The 16,137-nt window shown below is 40.0% G+C and carries 18 protein-coding genes; 1 reads left to right on the top strand and 17 read right to left on the bottom strand.

Features of this window, described 5'->3' with window-relative positions; genetic code table 11:
• Positions 1–172: 172 nt before the first annotated feature.
• Positions 173–769, top strand: a complete 597-nt coding sequence (gene clpP, locus BK581_RS16465) for an ATP-dependent Clp endopeptidase proteolytic subunit ClpP (protein ID WP_078579191.1) — start codon at positions 173–175, stop codon at positions 767–769.
• A gap of 256 nt (positions 770–1,025) precedes the next feature.
• On the opposite strand, the gene BK581_RS16460 is transcribed toward clpP, so the two are convergent.
• The 17 genes from BK581_RS16460 to ppaX all read right to left on the bottom strand — a co-directional run bounded on the left by BK581_RS16460 (position 1,026) and on the right by ppaX (position 16,124).
• Positions 1,026–1,283, bottom strand: a complete 258-nt coding sequence (locus tag BK581_RS16460; protein WP_078579190.1) for an HPr family phosphocarrier protein — start codon at positions 1,281–1,283, stop codon at positions 1,026–1,028.
• A 69-nt stretch (positions 1,284–1,352) separates the two neighbouring features.
• Positions 1,353–2,294 (bottom strand): DNA-binding protein WhiA, encoded by a 942-nt coding sequence (gene whiA, locus BK581_RS16455; protein ID WP_078579189.1) that lies wholly within the window; start codon positions 2,292–2,294, stop codon positions 1,353–1,355.
• A gap of 62 nt (positions 2,295–2,356) precedes the next feature.
• A complete protein-coding gene (locus BK581_RS16450; protein WP_078579188.1) occupies positions 2,357–3,301 on the bottom strand; it encodes a gluconeogenesis factor YvcK family protein in 945 nt (314 codons plus the stop codon).
• Positions 3,298–4,194, bottom strand: coding sequence for an RNase adapter RapZ (rapZ, locus tag BK581_RS16445; protein WP_245829113.1), 897 nt, complete (start codon positions 4,192–4,194; stop codon positions 3,298–3,300). The genes BK581_RS16450 and rapZ overlap by 4 nt, the downstream gene beginning before the upstream one ends.
• A gap of 22 nt (positions 4,195–4,216) precedes the next feature.
• Positions 4,217–4,702 carry an NUDIX hydrolase gene (locus BK581_RS16440; protein WP_078579187.1) on the bottom strand — a complete coding sequence of 162 codons (486 nt, stop codon included), beginning with the start codon at positions 4,700–4,702 and terminating at the stop codon, positions 4,217–4,219.
• Between the two features lie 945 nt (positions 4,703–5,647).
• Positions 5,648–6,604, bottom strand: a complete 957-nt coding sequence (trxB, locus tag BK581_RS16435) for a thioredoxin-disulfide reductase (protein ID WP_078579186.1) — start codon at positions 6,602–6,604, stop codon at positions 5,648–5,650.
• 162 nt (positions 6,605–6,766) lie between these two features.
• On the bottom strand, positions 6,767–7,816 hold the full coding sequence (locus tag BK581_RS16430) for a tetratricopeptide repeat protein (RefSeq protein ID WP_169837761.1): 1,050 nt from the start codon (positions 7,814–7,816) through the stop codon (positions 6,767–6,769).
• A gap of 270 nt (positions 7,817–8,086) precedes the next feature.
• Entirely contained in the window at positions 8,087–8,731 is a 645-nt protein-coding gene (gene hisIE / locus BK581_RS16425) for a bifunctional phosphoribosyl-AMP cyclohydrolase/phosphoribosyl-ATP diphosphatase HisIE (protein ID WP_078579184.1), read from the bottom strand.
• A complete protein-coding gene (hisF, locus tag BK581_RS16420; RefSeq protein ID WP_078579183.1) occupies positions 8,728–9,486 on the bottom strand; it encodes an imidazole glycerol phosphate synthase subunit HisF in 759 nt (252 codons plus the stop codon). The genes hisIE and hisF overlap by 4 nt, the downstream gene beginning before the upstream one ends.
• Positions 9,486–10,223, bottom strand: coding sequence for a 1-(5-phosphoribosyl)-5-[(5-phosphoribosylamino)methylideneamino]imidazole-4-carboxamide isomerase (gene hisA, locus BK581_RS16415; RefSeq protein ID WP_078579182.1), 738 nt, complete (start codon positions 10,221–10,223; stop codon positions 9,486–9,488). The genes hisF and hisA overlap by 1 nt, the downstream gene beginning before the upstream one ends.
• Positions 10,216–10,842: an imidazole glycerol phosphate synthase subunit HisH gene (hisH, locus tag BK581_RS16410; RefSeq protein WP_078579181.1), complete on the bottom strand. Its 627-nt coding sequence runs from the start codon at positions 10,840–10,842 to the stop codon at positions 10,216–10,218. The genes hisA and hisH overlap by 8 nt, the downstream gene beginning before the upstream one ends.
• A complete protein-coding gene (gene hisB / locus BK581_RS16405) occupies positions 10,839–11,432 on the bottom strand; it encodes an imidazoleglycerol-phosphate dehydratase HisB (RefSeq protein ID WP_078579180.1) in 594 nt (197 codons plus the stop codon). The genes hisH and hisB overlap by 4 nt, the downstream gene beginning before the upstream one ends.
• Before the next feature lie 6 nt (positions 11,433–11,438).
• Positions 11,439–12,707, bottom strand: coding sequence for a histidinol dehydrogenase (gene hisD / locus BK581_RS16400; protein WP_078579179.1), 1,269 nt, complete (start codon positions 12,705–12,707; stop codon positions 11,439–11,441).
• A gap of 2 nt (positions 12,708–12,709) precedes the next feature.
• Positions 12,710–13,360, bottom strand: coding sequence for an ATP phosphoribosyltransferase (gene hisG, locus BK581_RS16395; protein ID WP_078579178.1), 651 nt, complete (start codon positions 13,358–13,360; stop codon positions 12,710–12,712).
• Positions 13,357–14,547 carry an ATP phosphoribosyltransferase regulatory subunit gene (locus tag BK581_RS16390; RefSeq protein ID WP_078579177.1) on the bottom strand — a complete coding sequence of 397 codons (1,191 nt, stop codon included), beginning with the start codon at positions 14,545–14,547 and terminating at the stop codon, positions 13,357–13,359. Before BK581_RS16390 ends, hisG begins: the two co-directional genes overlap by 4 nt.
• Before the next feature lie 385 nt (positions 14,548–14,932).
• Positions 14,933–15,433, bottom strand: coding sequence for an acyltransferase (locus BK581_RS16385; protein ID WP_078579176.1), 501 nt, complete (start codon positions 15,431–15,433; stop codon positions 14,933–14,935).
• Positions 15,434–15,461: 28 nt separating this feature from the next.
• Positions 15,462–16,124 carry a pyrophosphatase PpaX gene (gene ppaX, locus BK581_RS16380; RefSeq protein ID WP_078579175.1) on the bottom strand — a complete coding sequence of 221 codons (663 nt, stop codon included), beginning with the start codon at positions 16,122–16,124 and terminating at the stop codon, positions 15,462–15,464.
• Positions 16,125–16,137 lie beyond the last annotated feature (13 nt).

Raw genomic sequence — 16,137 nt, 5'->3', positions numbered from 1 at the left:
TTTAGCGCGATTCTAAAGACATAAGTGAAAAAATAATATGGTTACCTGAAGTTTCTAAGGAGCATGATACTTTTTCACTCAGCTTTATTTAACATTACTTAATTGACATTCTTATCATGGAGTTTGTCTGCAATCACGTTTATTTTACGAACAAAAAAAGGAGGAACTAATTATGAATCTAGTCCCAACGGTTATTGAACAAACAAATCGTGGAGAGCGCGCATACGATATTTATTCCCGTCTCTTGAAAGACCGAATTATTATGTTAGGAACACCGATTGATGACACTGTGTCAAACTCTATCGTGGCGCAATTACTGTTTCTTGCTGCCGATGATCCTGAGAAAGATATTTCGCTCTATATTAATAGTCCTGGTGGCTCAATTACAGCCGGAATGGCGATTTATGACACCATGCAATTCATAGGTCCTAAAGTTCAAACGATTTGTATCGGTATGGCGGCATCTATGGGGGCTTTTTTACTTGCTGCTGGTGAACCTGGTAAGCGATTTGCCCTACCTAACAGTGAAGTGATGATTCACCAACCATTAGGCGGTGCTCAAGGGCAAGCTTCAGATATTGAAATTCACGCTAAGCGTATCATCGAAATGAAAGAGAAGCTTAACCAAATCTTATCTGAACGCACTGGTCAACCAATTGAAACGATCCGAAAAGATACGGATCGCGATAACTTTATGGATGCCTTTGCTGCTAAAAAATATGGTTTAATTGATGATGTTATGGAAAAGAAAGCGGATATCACAAAATAATATATGCGATAAAAAAGAGCGGAAGAGTAGTTACCGCTCTTTTTCTTTGGATAAAACGAGCTTTCAATCAGTGACCAGGAATTAGCGTCCGTTAGCTCCCACCTAAATAGAGTTAACTTTCTTCTCTATTTTGAGAGGAGAGTTTTACGGACACTTAGCTGTGAAAAATAAAATAATCATGCCTACTACTGCTTTTTGCCCTCTTAAATCACTCTTTTACAAAACTGAATTTTACCTTTTAAATATCTTTAACTAGCTAATCCTCTTTTTCCATAAATGAAACTAATGTGTTAAGGGCAATTTGCTCATCCGGGCCTTCTGCTCTTAAATGGACTTTTTTGTTAACAGCGGCCCCAAGACTCATAATTCCCATTATGCTTTTAGCGTTAACATTTTTTCCATCCTTCTCAATAAATATATCGGAGGCAAATTTATTTGCTTCCTGTACAAATAATGCTGCCGGTCTAGCTTGTAGACCAGCTTTCCTTTTAATTGTAACTGTTTGTTCAACCATCCCTTTCTCCTCCTTCTTTATATCTTTCTATTCAAGCGCTTTCATAGATGTGTAAGAAAACAGGGGATGCTACACTTTTTCCCCTGCGCGAAGTTTATTAGCGAACTCTTCTATTTTCCGAAGGCGGTGATTGACACCTGATTTACTAACTTTCCCTCCAGAAACCATTTCTCCAAGCTCTTTTAATGTTACTTCCTGATGCTCCACCCTCAGTCTTGCTATTTCTTGTAGCTTCTCAGGAAGTGCCTCTAGTCCTACTTCTTCCTTAATATAACGTATATTCTCAACTTGCCTTAATGCTGCACCAACTGTTTTGTTTAAATTAGCGGTCTCACAGTTCACCAATCTGTTGACTGAGTTACGCATATCTTTCATGATTCTCACGTCTTCAAAGCGAAGTAATGCTTGATGAGCCCCAATAACATTAAGAAATTCGCTAATCTTCTCTCCTTCTTTTAAGTACAGTATAAACCCTTTCTTTCTTTCAATCATTTTCGCACTAATATGGAACTGATCCATAAGCTCACATAATGAACGGTTATGTTCCTCATATAGTGAAAAAATTTCTAAATGATATGAGGATGTTTCCGGATGATTCACTGATCCTCCCGCTAAAAAAGCTCCTCGCAAATAAGATCGTTTACAACAGTCTTTTTTCACTAGGTCCTCTGATATTTCACGTGTGAAAGTAAACGTATTATCGACGATGTGAAGAGATTCGAGAATTTGTCTCGCCTCTTTCGATATTCTAACGACATAGACATTGTTTTTTTTCAATCGCATTTTTTTCCTTACTAGCAACTCTACATGAACAGGAAAATGTTTTTTCAGTAATGTGTATATGCGTCTTGCAATGGCCGCATTTTCAGTTTGAATATCTAATGTAATTTGCATATTACGAATAGATATAGCCCCGTTCATTCGAATTAATGCTGCTAATTCCGCTTTTGAACAGCAATCCTTCACATCCATTTGCGTTAGTTCTTTTTTTGTCATGGAAGCAAACGACACTAGTTTCACCTCCAAATAAACTGTGACATTTTTTCTCGTCTCATGAATAGTATGATGAACACTTACAGTAAGGATACTAACCTTTGTGATACCTTTAATGCATCATGTCTCAATAAGTCATTATCAAAATATAAAAGGTCATCACCGATCATAAGCACATCTAATTCCTTTAATGCCTGCTCATCTAACGGAACTTCTGCTGCCCCTTCTTCTTTATAACGTTCTGCATAAGAATACGGTATAGGTTGTTTATTAAATAATACCGCATCAACGATTGGTTCTCCAATATGCTCATCAATCGCCTGAACATGATCTGACACCGTATAACCATCTGTTTCCCCCGGCTGAGTCATGACATTGCAGATATAAACTTTCATAGCATTTGTGCGAAGAAGAGCTTCTTTCATCCCCGGGACAAGGAGGTTAGGGATCACACTTGTATATAAGCTGCCCGGCCCAAGAACAATTAAATCGGATTGCTCGATCGCTTGAAGTGCTTCTGGCATAGGCTGGGGATTTTTCGGCTCTAAAAATACACGTTTAATTTTCTTCCCAATCGTAGGAATATTTGATTCTCCTTCAGTTAAACTGCCATCCGTATACTCTGCAAATAAAGTGAGATGCTCATTTGAAGCCGGTAAGACATTTCCTTTAACATTTAATACACGACTGATTTCCTGTACTCCTTGAGCAAAATCACCGGTGATTGAGGTCATTCCTGCTAACAGTAAGTTGCCTAGTGAATGACCAGATAAACCATTTCCATCTTCAAAGCGATGTTGAAAAAGTTCCTCTACAAGGGGTTCTACTTCTGATAAAGAGACTAAAACATTACGTATATCTCCAGGAGGCGGAATATTTAATTCCTTACGTAGTCTACCTGAACTTCCACCATCATCCGCAACTGTGACGATTGCAGAGATTTCAACTGGAAATGTTTTTAAACCACGAAGAAGAACTGATAATCCAGTTCCTCCTCCAAGAACTGTTACTTTCGCTTTCTTCACGTCTCTCGTTTACCTTTTTCAGCATCTCGGTGTGTCACATACGTATAAAAATCTAAATCAGAGAGTCGTTTCTTAAAATGTTCAGCAAGTGTCACAGAGCGGTGTTTACCACCCGTACACCCAATGGCTAATATGAGTTGGCTTTTACCCTCCCGTTTGTAGTGAGGGAGCATATATTGTAGTAGGTCATCTAATTTTTGAATAAATTGCTGGGTTTCATTCCATTTCAATACATAATCTGACACTTCTTTATCAAGTCCAGTTTTCGGACGCATGTGATCGATATAATGCGGGTTTGGGAGAAAACGTACATCAATAACCAAATCTGCATCAATTGGGATGCCATGTTTATAACCGAATGACAGGAGATGAACACTGAAAGTTTCCTTAGTCCCAGAAGAAAAACGTTGTATAATGCGTTCACGTAATTCAAGAGGTTTAAGATCACTCGTATCAATGATGATTTGCGCTTGGCCTTTTAAATCATTTAAAATACGTCTTTCGGCTGTTATCCCTTCCAAAGGCCCACCACTTTCAGCGAGAGGGTGAGATCGTCTTGTTTCTTTATAACGCCTCACTAAAGTTGCATCTTTTGAGTCTAAGAAAACAATTTGCGGTGTGACGGCTGAATCAGATGATAAAGTATTAATTGACTCAAATAAATCATCAAAAAATTCTCGACCTCTCAAGTCAATGACGAGAGCGACCTTTTGCATTTTCCCTCCTGATCCTTCCACTAAATCAATAAACTTTGGAATTAAAGCTGGTGGCAGATTATCGACACAAAAGTAACCCATATCTTCAAAACTCTGTACTGCAACCGTTTTTCCAGCCCCTGACATACCAGTTATAATGACTAATTCTATCTCGTTCATTGACCGTTGTTCTGTCATATGGCTTCCCCCCTTGTCCTTCTTATGACTTGAATGTTTTTGCAATTTCTCCTTCTGCCTCCAAACGGTAGGAGAGCAGCTCCATATCTGTATTGTACGTAAACGTCCCGTACAACATCCCTTGCTTTGTCAGTATATGTTCAAAAATAAGGTAATCGCCCATTGCCATAGGCAAGTCAGTAATTTCCTCTATAGGGACCCAAGCTAGCTCACCTTCTGGTGATACAGGGAGTAAATGACCGGAAAAATCGCTGGATCGAAAAGTAAACATCATCCATTCGTTTACCACTTCACCATTTTCTTCGATCACAAAGGTAAAAATCCCTCTTAACTGTGGATCTTGTAATAATATTCCTGTTTCTTCTTTGTATTCTCTTGTGGCACTTTCTAAAATGGATTCTCTTAACTCCATTTTCCCTCCTGGGGCCACCCACCAGCCTCGGCTCGGTTTTTTTAACAACAAAACTTCACCATCTTTTACCAATATACTATTTGTGACACGTTGCATCTTCCATCACCTCGCAAGGGAAGTTTCGTTTATCATTGTGTGTTTAAGCTTATTGTCATACTGCCATATTTATTTGTATAAAAACATGCGAACAGATGAATAACATTAGAACCTCTTTATTCTCTTTTATTTTATCATTAATAAAAAGAAAACGTTCTAACTTTGCATGAAAATCTAATCACATTTTCTATCATCATCACGAAACAGAGGTCGCTATCAGTATACTACAACTCTTATAATACGACCAATATCGAACCTATAAAGTAAATCGTTCATTGAGAGAGCCGGTAATCTATTAACTTTCGCCCTTCGATTAACTTCGTTTTATCTGTGATAGATCGCGTAAGTAAGAATGAACCAGTACTTCAGTTTTCTCATTATCCATAGCCTTCCTAAAAACAAAAAAAGGACACAGGCTTTTGCCTGTGCCAAAAAGTAATATATAAAAAGGGGGTCAATTACTAACTATATAATAACCTTTCTTTATTTCAGCATTGTTACAGAAGAGTTAAGTGACAATTACTTTTTATGAAATTTCGTGAGTTGCTTGTATTCATTGGGGTTGTAGCATTCCAAAAAAAGTAACCTCAACTATAACAGATGGACCTAGGCATATGGTACAGGTACCAGGTCTTTTGTTCTTTTTTCCAATATATTTTCATTTCAGTCGGGTTTAATCGCCAATAAATGTGTCAATTTCACCAAAAAATTATTCGTTCTTTTTTTACTTTGTTGTAACATTTATCACAGATCCTTATTGACTCAACTAACAATAAATGGAACCAGAACAAAAACCCCCACTGATTGATGGTTCGTTTTATTAATCTTCTTTCATGAGCATTCACTTTGTCAATTATTTAGACCACACAAAAAACGAGACGAAGAGTCACTATCTTGTCTCGTTCAGCCTATTTTAACGTCTTAGAAGACCGTCCCACATTCAACTTAAACTTGTTCAGTCTTTTTTAATTCTTCTAGAAGGCTCTCCACATAATGCTGAGCAGATTGCGCTGCAATACTGCCGTCGCCTGTTGCCGTTACAATTTGTCTAAGCATCTTCTCACGAATATCTCCTGCAGCAAAAACCCCTGGTATTTTCGTCTCCATATCTTCGTTTGTTTCTACATATCCTTCTTCATTTGTAATTCCTAAATTAATAAACGGCTCGTTAATAGGTAGCATTCCAATGTAAATGAACGCGCCATCCGTTTTAAATTCTTTTTCAGATCCATCAGTTTTATCAATGAGTGTCACACTGCTAACCTTGCCGTTCTCTCCATTGATTTCTTTTACAACATGACTCCAAATAAAGTCAATTTTTTCATTTTCAAATGCCCGTTCCTGTAGAATTTTCTGAGCTCTTAATTCATCTCTTCGGTGAATGACAGTTACTTTGCTCGCAAATCGTGTTAAATAAACGGCCTCTTCAACTGCTGAGTCTCCCCCGCCAATTACAACAAGTTCTTTCTCCTTAAAGAAGGCACCGTCACATACCGCACAGTAAGACACCCCTCTACCGCTTAATTCCTCTTCTCCAGGCACACCTAACTTTTTATATTTAGCACCTGTGGTAATAATAACTGCACGAGCTTTATATTCTCCGTTTCCTGTGACGATTCGTTTATATTCTTTCCCGTCGATAATTTCTTTCACATCGCCATATACATACTCAGCGCCGAATTTTTTAGCATGTTCAAACATTTTTGTAGATAAATCAGGTCCTAATATATGATCATATCCTGGATAATTTTCAACATCTTCAGTATTAGCCATTTGGCCGCCCGGCATGCCCCGCTCTAACATAGCAGTGCTCAGATTAGCCCGGGACGTGTAGACTGCTGCTGTCATTCCTGCGGGACCTGCCCCAATGATGATAACATCATAAATTTTTTCCTCGCTCATAATCTCACTCCCTAGCGTAAATCATTCGTTGTTTTCTTGTCATGTTTATACTATTCAATTTAATAAAAGAAGTCCAAGAAGTTGCTCACATAGTAGTCCGTCATTTGTTTTCTAGTTTAAACGGTTGTGAACCAGTTCATGCTACTTTTTAGCTCACCACTTCTATGAGCGGTAAAGGAATTGTCTTCTATCATGAGAAGGTTTTTTGCCTTTCTCAATCTCGCTCAATAAATACGTTATTAATCCTTGCTTCTTAACGTCTTCTTGACGGATATCTTCCCAAATGTGCTTTGCAGTCTGTAAATCACCACAATGCCAGGAAAGGATCGCCATTTGATGCGTGATATGAGGTAATTTTGGTAGAGAATAGTCGCCAAGTAATTTATCATACCATGCAAAAGCAATTTTATACTCCCCTGTCATACTTAATGCCCTCGCTAAATAATGACAATCCCACGTATCGATAGGCCGCAAGTTCACAAGGTTTTTCACCCACGTTGCTGCCTCTGGTTCTCTCTTCAAATGGAGTAGCACCGCCATCAAACACTGAGCAAGAAAATTAGGTTCTTCTTTTAACAATAAATTCTGCAAGATATTCTCTGCATCTTCCCATTGATTCTGGTAAATTAAGGATTCAGCAAGATAAACATACATATTCCAATTATCAGGTTCTTCTCCAATTAGCTTCCGTGCCTCCTGCTCAGCTTCTGAGAAATCTCCACGATTTAATAATGCAATCAGGTGGAACCCGCCATGCATCTTTTGCTGCTCAGGTGAAAATTCACGTGCCGGATCTTTTTGTCTTTCAATCATGTCGAGAAGCGATTCAGCATCGTCCGCAAACTCTCCATCCTCATCCATTTTTAAATATTCTTCTAAGTTTTCTTTCGCCTCTTCAAATTCCCCTAAATGTGCAAGATTGTTAGCGATAAAGAAATAGCATTCACTCATATCAGGAGCGACGTCAAACTTAATTTTATGAAGCCATTCATTTGAACGGTCGTAATTTCCTTGTTCTGATAACACAATAGCAAGCTGACACATAAAAACAGGCTCTTCCGGATCTAAGCGGATAGCCCGTTCAAAGTACATAATAGCTTTTTCGATTTGCTTATTTTGGTAAGCTTCAATTCCTTTTTTATAAAAATAACCGCCATCTTGTATAAAAGGGATCACGCGCCCTTTTTTTGCCCTTGTTTCAATTTCTGGCATATATGTGTGCCCCCATTCTTTCGCTTCACTCATAAAAGAGCGTTAAATTGACTTATTTCCCCATATTTCGCCTATTCTATTTGCAGTATAACACGCTTATAGTAGTGTAACAACGAATCCTACTCAAAAGAAAGCCGAACAATGAAGATTCATTGACTTTTAAACAATATTAACGACGAAATCAAGGTCGTATGTCATAACGATTTAGATAATGGGCATTTACAGGAGCAAGATTAACCACTCGGAAACGGTTTCCCGAGTGGTTAATAATCACTTTTTGTTCCCCCCATGACGGTCTTCTAACCTCTGTAAAACATCATCAAGGGAAAGCTTTTGTTCTTGAAGAAGAACAAGCCAATGGTAAAGGAAATCAGCACTCTCCCAAGTGAGCTCTTCTTTATCACGATTTTTGGCCGCTATAATGACTTCAGCCGCTTCTTCTCCAACTTTTTTTAAAATTTTATCCACACCTTCATCGAATAGATATGTTGTGTATGCACCTTCTGGCCGAGTTACTTCTCTCTCAGCAATAACCCGTTCAAGCTCCTCAATAATGGCGAACCTTTTAGAGGACTCGCCCCCATGTCCATCGTCCAATGACCAAAGCTGCTCAGAGAAGCAGCTCACATCTCCTTTATGGCAGGCTGGCCCTTTAGGTGTTACTAAAACAACAAGAGCGTCTTGATCACAATCATAGTAAATTTTATTCACAGTTTGTGTATTACCAGACGTGGCACCTTTATGCCATAATTCTTGACGTGATCGGCTGTAAAACCACGTTTCACCTGTTTCAACTGTTTTCATTAGTGATGTTTTTGACATATAAGCCAAAGTGAGTACTTGCTTTGTTTGATTATCTTGGACAATAGCAGGAATTAATCCACTCTCGTCAAACGTAAGGTGATCAATGTTCATCGAATTTCCAGCCCCTTTTCTCTTAAGAACTTTTTCACTTCAGCTACTGACGTCTCTCGGTAATGAAAAATAGAGGCTGCTAAAGCTGCATCTGCTTTGCCGTTCGTAAATACATCGTAAAAATGTTGTTGGTTACCGGCACCACCAGAGGCGATAACCGGAACAGATACTGCCTCACTTACTTTTTCCGTTAGTGTCTCATCAAACCCTTGCTTTTCCCCATCTTCATCCATACTGGTGACTAAAAGTTCTCCTGCACCTTTAGAGACAGCTTCTTGTGCCCAAGTGATAACGTCGCGCTCAGTCTTTCTTCGTCCACCGTGCGTATAGACAATCCAAGACGATAGTCTATCATCCCATTTCGCATCGATCGCCACAACAATGCATTGTGAACCGAAAAAATCTGCGCCTTCACGAATAAGCTCCGGCCTTGTCACCGCTGCTGTGTTTAACGATACTTTATCCGCTCCTGCTCTTAAAATACGTTTCATATCTTCCAGCGTATTAATGCCGCCACCGACGGTAAATGGAATAGCAAGTGTTCCTGCCACCTCTTCAACTACATCCACCATTGTTTCCCGGCCTTCATGTGATGCTGAAATGTCAAGAAATACTAATTCATCCGCCCCTTGCTCATCATAAAAGGCAGCTAATTCAACAGGGTCTCCAGCGTCACGTAAGTTGACAAACTTGACGCCTTTTACGACCCTTCCCTCTTTCACATCAAGACATGGGATGATTCGTTTCGTAAGCATTAACGATTCACCTCATTTAAAGCCACTTCAAGATGAATACGGTTAGTGTAGAGTGCTTTTCCAATAATGGCACCTGCTATACCACTATCCTTGTTAGCTAAAAGTTCTTTTAAATCGGTTAAATCACTGACTCCGCCTGAAGCAATGACCTGCTTGTTTGTTGCTTGCCCTAAGCTAGCAATCGCCGCAACATTTGGCCCTGATAGCATGCCGTCTCTAGATATATCCGTCATAATAAACGTTTCTGCACCTTCCCCAGCCAATACTTTCCCAAGCTCTTCTGCTTTTACTTGAGATGTTTGTAGCCAACCATGCGTCGCAACATAGCCATCCCTTGCATCAATCCCGATTGCAATACGCTTCCCGCCATATACATGAAGCATGTTTTTAACAAATTCGGGGTCAGAAATAGCCGAACTTCCCAGAATGACACGAGAGACACCTGCTTCTAGATAGGTCTCTATATCTTCTTGGCGTCGAATCCCTCCGCCAATTTGAATATTTGCAGAAAGCTCACGTGCTGTTTTTATCACTTCTGCATGATTAACTGGGTGACCTTCTTTTGCTCCATCTAGATCAACCATATGGATCCAGTCAGCACCTTTATTTTCAAAACGTGCTGCCATGTCATAAGGAGAGTCACCATAGATCGTTTCTTTATCATAATCCCCTTGTATAAGGCGGACACATTTGCCCCCACGTATATCGATAGCTGGATAAATTGTAAACTTACTCATAGGTTGCCACCCCTTTTTGATTCACATAGTTTCTCAGCATGCGCATCCCGACCTCACTGCTTTTTTCCGGATGAAATTGCGTCCCCCAAACCGATTTCTTCGCCACGACTGCTGGTACTTGCTCCCCACCATAATTAGCTGTAGCCACGAGAACATCACGTTCTTTTGCATTAACGAAATAAGAATGGACGAAATAGACGTGTCCTTCTGGGACATCATGAAGGATTGGATGGGTAGGATCATTAAATGTTAATCGATTCCACCCCATATGAGGGATTTTATAAGCACCTTCTTTAAAACGTGTCACGTGTCCAGGAAGTAAGTTCAAGCCATTTGAAAGACCATTTTCCTCACTTTTTTCAAATAATAACTGCATGCCTAAACAAATACCGAGCAAGGGATTGCCTTTCCCTGCCCAGTCTTTAATAAACACATCAAGCTGCCTCTTTTCAAGTTCAATCATGCCATCTTTAAAGGAGCCTACTCCTGGTAATATGAGCTGTGTAGCCTTTTCCAGATCGTGAGGCTTTTCAGAAAGAAAGCACCTATGCCCCAGTCTTTCAAGCGCTTTTGTGACACTGTGTAAGTTCCCCATACCATAGTCAATAATGCCGATCATGATAAACTTCCTTTTGTTGAAGGAATCCCTTTTACTCGAGGGTCTAATTGTGTTGCTTCATCTAAAGCACGACCGAGTGCTTTAAAAATGGCTTCAATAATGTGATGAGTATTCGTCCCGTAGTGAATGATTACGTGGAGATTCATACGGGCTTCTAAAGCTAGTTTCCATAAAAACTCTTCGACTAACTCAGTGTCGAACGTACCCACTTTTGCTTTAGGCAATTCACCACGCAATTCAAAGTGGGGACGATTGCTCAAGTCAATCACTACTTGGGCTAAAGCATCATCCATTGGAACAAAAGCATTGCCATAGCGACGAATCCCTTTTTTATCAGCTAATGCTTCTTTCAATGCTTCTCCTAGCACGATTCCTATATCTTCTGTTGTATGATGGTCATCAATGTCCACATCCCCGTTTGCTGTTAAGCTGAGATCAAATAACCCATGCTTTGTAAATAAATCGAGCATATGAGTCATAAAAGGGATATCTGTCATTAAATCAGCTGTTCCGTTCCCATCAATTGAATATGTTAGCTCAATCGTTGTTTCGTTTGTTTTTCGCCTTTTACTTACTTGTCGCTTTTCCATATTTCCTTAATCCTCCAATCTCTTCTCCACAGCTCGAGCGTGAGCTTCCAGATGTTCAAGTCGAGCAAAGGTTGCAATTTTAGCTGCCTGTGACTGAATCGCCTGTTTACTATAGGAAATGATGCTTGATTTTTTCGTAAAATCTTCAACTGTTAATGGACTTGAAAATCGTGCAGTGCCATTTGTGGGAAGAACGTGGTTAGGTCCAGCAAAGTAATCTCCCACTGGCTCCGAGCTATGCTCCCCGAGAAAGATAGCGCCTGCATGCCGGATACTTGGTAAAATTGCCCACGGATCTTCCGTTTGGATCTCCAAGTGTTCTGCGGCTAATTCATTGACTGCTTCAACAGCTTGTTCCATCGTTTCAGCTAAATAAATGGCGCCATAATGTTGTATCGCTTCCTCTGCTATTGCTTTTTTTGGCAGGGTGGCTAACTGTTCCGATACTTCTTGAGCTACTTTCTCTGCTAAAGAATGGTCAGTTGTAACAAGAATAGCTGTAGCCATTGGATCGTGCTCTGCTTGTGATAATAAATCTGCCGCTATATAAGCTGAGTTAGCCGTACGATCGGCTAAAACAGCGATCTCACTAGGACCGGCAATCATATCAATGGCTACAACACCGAACACAAGTTGTTTAGCAAGTGCCACATAAATATTTCCCGGTCCGACAATTTTATCTACAGGCTGTATAGAATCCGTTCCGTAAGCTAACGCCCCAATTGCTTGAGCACCACCTACTTTGTGAATTTCTTTTACGCCTAATTCATGAGCTGTCACGAGCACGATATTATCTAATGTATTATTTTTCTGAGGTGGCGATGTCATGACGATACGCTTGACTCCTGCAACTTGAGCTGGTACGACGTTCATAATAATCGAAGACGGGTAGGCGGCTCTACCTCCAGGCACGTACACACCAACAGCATCTAGAGACGTCACTTTCTGACCCAGTATAGTGCCATCCTCTTTCGTGGTCATCCACGATTGTTGAACTTGGCGAGCATGAAAATCTCGGATATTGTTAATGGCTTCTCGTATAATGGTTAACGTATCTTGAGAAACAGCGTCATACGCCTCGGAGATTTCTTCAGGTGATACGAGGGTATCCGTTATTTCTACTTTATCAAACATGAATGTATACTTTTGAAGGGCTTCATCCCCCTTTTTCTTTACATCTTCGAGAATAGCAGCCACCGTTTGACGTTGTTTATCAGTTCCTTGATTAATGGCGCGTTTAAGTGAAACTGTCTCTTTAAGAGGTATTATCTTCACGGTTATAGACTCCTCTCTTTCGCATCAATGACATCAGCCAACCTGTCTACCATATCATCAATGTCGTTTGACTTCGTGCGATAGCTTACAGGGTTGACAATAAAGCGTGAAGTAATAGGCATCATTGTCTCTACTTCTACTAGTCCATTTTCTTTCAAGGTTTGTCCTGTGGACACAATATCAACAATCCGATCTGCAAGACCAATAATCGGGGCCAGTTCTATTGAACCATTAAGTTTGATTATCTCCACTTGTTCACCTTGTTCCCGAAAGTATTCACTAGCAAGATTAGGATATTTAGATGCGATTTTAGGAGCAACTTCGCAACCCCTATTATAGGTAGGTAAAGCCGCAACTGCCATGTAACAAGCACTAATTTTTAAATCAAGCACTTCATAAACATCTCGCTTTTCCTCAATCATTACATCTTTACCAGCCACACCTACATCTGCTGCACCATGTTCAACATAGGTTGGGACATCCATGGGTTTCGCCAGAATAAAACGCATTTTCGCCTCAGGGACTTCAATGATAAGCTTTCGTGAGTCCTCGAATTCTGGCGGTAAAGGGTATCCTGCTTCTCTAAGCAATTCAACTGCTTCTTCAAATATGCGGCCTTTAGGCATCGCTACCGTTAAACATTCTTTGCTCATGAAGTCGTCCCCCCTTTTCCATTCGTGCCAACGAAGTAGATCACATCTTCAAACTGAGCAGAATACGCATCCACATCCTTAATACCGCTTAACTCTTGCATCACTACTGAGTAACCTTGCAGACGTAGTTCCTTTGTTTTTTTCATCGCTTCCTTTCGGCGATCATGGCTGAAAATTAGGCAAACATCTTGATTAATAGATACTTCACTTTGACCAATCGCTTCCGTTAGACGATCAAGTCTCAGCCCAAAGCCCGTAGCTGCTTCAGGGTGATCAAACTCATTAAGTAAATGATCATAACGTCCGCCACTTCCTACCGGATATCCAAGTCGTTCACTATACGCCTCAAATACGGTTCCAGTATAATAACTCATATGCATCACAAGATTTAGATCTACGATTAAATTTGCCTCTAATTCATAGGTATTAAGTATAGAAAATAAATGTTTAAGTTGTTTCAATGCGTTAAGCGCTTCCTCAGATTCAGCAATTTCTTCCGCTTCTAAAATAATATCTGGGCCACCTTTTAATCGTAATAATTTGAAAAGCCGTTGCTTATCAATTGAAGAAAGAGACAATTGTTCAACTTCTTTTCGGAAACCAACATAATTTTTTTCGTATAGGTAACGTCTAAAGTGATTCACACGCGCTTCATTTCCTAGTACTTCCATTAGAAAGGCATTTACAAAACCGATATGACCAATAGCAACTTTGCTTTGAGATGCGCCTGCACAATGAAGGGACGCCATCATCAGGGAAATCACCTCAGCATCAGCACTGCTAGACTGATCACCGATAAGCTCAACACCAACTTGTTCAAATTCAGCTGGTCTTCCCCCTTCGATTTGTTGAGCACGAAATACTGGTGCATCGTACGTTAAACGTAATGGCCGATTAGCACTCTTCAAGGTGGAAGCCGCAATTCTTGCAATGGGTGCTGTCATATCAGGCCGGAGCACAAGCGTATTACCTTGTTGATCTAACAGCTTAAATAACTGTTGATCAAGAATCGCAGAGACTGATCCCACCGTTTCGTGAAACTCCAAGGTAGGTGTTTCAATTGGCACATACCCCCATTGTCCCATTTCTTTAGAGATGGCTTCTTTAACCTGTTTTTTTAGTTGATAAAGCTCTGGGAGCGTATCTCTCATTCCTAACGGTTTTTCGAACATAAATAGCTTTGACATGACGTCCCTCACCTTCTCCGCTTTCATTTAGTTTGTATATTAACAACTTGACGATTTCAGACATCATTTTTAACAACTTCACTTTATTTCGCTAATGTGATAGAGTAATAAAGACCTTAAGAGTAGTCTACAAGGGAAATAGCATTACGTCAATATTAAAGTTCCTTTAAACTGCTCATCTTATTTCAAACGATAAACCTTTTTGTATAAATCTAAGCTTCAATCAGTGGGCGTTTGCCTTCATCCCCCTCGGATTGTTAGTTTAACTTATCGGGCCTTTAGAGGCAGTTTATCCCCCACTTAAACTTTTCGATCTTCTTAAGTTTTCAGGTGGGGATTTTACTGCCTCTTAAGAGGGGATAAAAAAAAGCAGCTGAATAATCACTTATTCATGGCTGCCTTCTGTTTCTTTTATAAGTTGCATAGGATTACCACCAACAAAGTATCCCGGTGGAACATCTTTATGAACAAGAGTCCCTGCTGATACGATTGCACCATCTCCAATCGTGACCCCCGGGAGAATAGTTGTATTTGCTCCGATCATGACATTATTTCCAATCGTGACACGTCCAAGCCGATATTCTTTAATTAAATATTCATGGGCCAAAATGGTCGTGTTGTACCCAATGACCGAGTTTTTACCTATCGTAATTTTTTCAGGAAACATTACATCCATCATCACCATTAACGCGACAGCTGCTTTGTCCCCTACTTCCATACGTAAAAAAGTTCGATATAACCAGTTCTTAACTCCAAGAAAAGGTGTATATCGTGCCACTTGTATGACAATAAAATTCTTTACTACTTTAAAAAAAGGCACTGTTTTATAAACTTGCCACAATGAGTTCGCCTCACTGACAGGGTAACGCTCTGTTTTTCTGCCCATAGCCCCCCACCTGCCTAACTTGTATGGATTATTTAGACGACGTTACTTCTAAATATGTCAGTAAATCCGTCATGTTGTTGAGCATAATATCCGGCTCAAAAGATGCTAAATGGTCGCTTCCTTTAACACTCCAAGCGACACCTGCAGTTTTTGTTCCAGTATTTTTGCCACCGAGAATATCATGCTCGCTATCCCCTACCATTATGGCTTGATCTGGTGTTGCTTTAAGGGCTCTTAACGCTTTTAATAATGGCTCTGGATCCGGTTTATATTTCTCTACTTCATCCAATGAAATAATAACGTCGAAGAATTGATCTAATTCCATGAGCTCTAAACCACGTATCGCCGTATCTCGTCGCTTCGTGGTCACAATCGCCATCTTATAGCCTTCATTTCTTAATGCGACTAGTGTTTCTGAAACACCTTCATATTTTTTTACAAGCGCATCATGTTGTGCATGGTTGAACGTGCGATAGGTGGTCGTCATCTCATCTAATTTACTATGATCAAGTTTAGAAAAGGTTTCAGAAAGGGGAGGACCAATAAACGAAATTACATCATCTCGTGTGTATTGCCCCGGGTAATAAGTATCCATCGTGTGAAGAAACGAAGCAATTATTAAATCAATGGTATTGATTAATGTACCGTCGAGATCAAATAAGACTGTATTTATGCTTTTGCGTTGTACCATACGTTAACATCCT

The sequence above is a fragment of the Salipaludibacillus agaradhaerens genome (assembly GCF_002019735.1).
In the GTDB taxonomy this organism is placed as follows: Bacteria; Bacillota; Bacilli; order Bacillales; family Salisediminibacteriaceae; genus Salipaludibacillus; species Salipaludibacillus agaradhaerens.
Note: the sequence above shows the minus strand (reverse complement) of the source record. Positions and strands in the feature narration are given on the sequence as shown.

Excerpts from the sequence above, each read along its gene's own strand:
- trxB (WP_078579186.1), bottom strand. The coding sequence starts at position 6,604 with ATGAGCGAGGAAAAAATTTATGATGTTATCATCATTGGGGCAGGTCCC.
- clpP (WP_078579191.1), top strand. The coding sequence starts at position 173 with ATGAATCTAGTCCCAACGGTTATTGAACAAACAAATCGTGGAGAGCGC.
- BK581_RS16385 (WP_078579176.1), bottom strand. The coding sequence starts at position 15,433 with ATGGGCAGAAAAACAGAGCGTTACCCTGTCAGTGAGGCGAACTCATTG.
- rapZ (WP_245829113.1), bottom strand. The coding sequence starts at position 4,194 with ATGACAGAACAACGGTCAATGAACGAGATAGAATTAGTCATTATAACT.
- hisF (WP_078579183.1), bottom strand. The coding sequence starts at position 9,486 with ATGCTTACGAAACGAATCATCCCATGTCTTGATGTGAAAGAGGGAAGG.
- BK581_RS16460 (WP_078579190.1), bottom strand. The coding sequence starts at position 1,283 with ATGGTTGAACAAACAGTTACAATTAAAAGGAAAGCTGGTCTACAAGCT.
- BK581_RS16390 (WP_078579177.1), bottom strand. The coding sequence starts at position 14,547 with ATGTCAAAGCTATTTATGTTCGAAAAACCGTTAGGAATGAGAGATACG.
- hisG (WP_078579178.1), bottom strand. The coding sequence starts at position 13,360 with ATGAGCAAAGAATGTTTAACGGTAGCGATGCCTAAAGGCCGCATATTT.
- ppaX (WP_078579175.1), bottom strand. The coding sequence starts at position 16,124 with ATGGTACAACGCAAAAGCATAAATACAGTCTTATTTGATCTCGACGGT.
- hisA (WP_078579182.1), bottom strand. The coding sequence starts at position 10,223 with ATGAGTAAGTTTACAATTTATCCAGCTATCGATATACGTGGGGGCAAA.
- BK581_RS16430 (WP_169837761.1), bottom strand. The coding sequence starts at position 7,816 with ATGCCAGAAATTGAAACAAGGGCAAAAAAAGGGCGCGTGATCCCTTTT.
- BK581_RS16440 (WP_078579187.1), bottom strand. The coding sequence starts at position 4,702 with ATGCAACGTGTCACAAATAGTATATTGGTAAAAGATGGTGAAGTTTTG.
- hisH (WP_078579181.1), bottom strand. The coding sequence starts at position 10,842 with ATGATCGGCATTATTGACTATGGTATGGGGAACTTACACAGTGTCACA.
- hisB (WP_078579180.1), bottom strand. The coding sequence starts at position 11,432 with ATGGAAAAGCGACAAGTAAGTAAAAGGCGAAAAACAAACGAAACAACG.
- hisIE (WP_078579184.1), bottom strand. The coding sequence starts at position 8,731 with ATGAACATTGATCACCTTACGTTTGACGAGAGTGGATTAATTCCTGCT.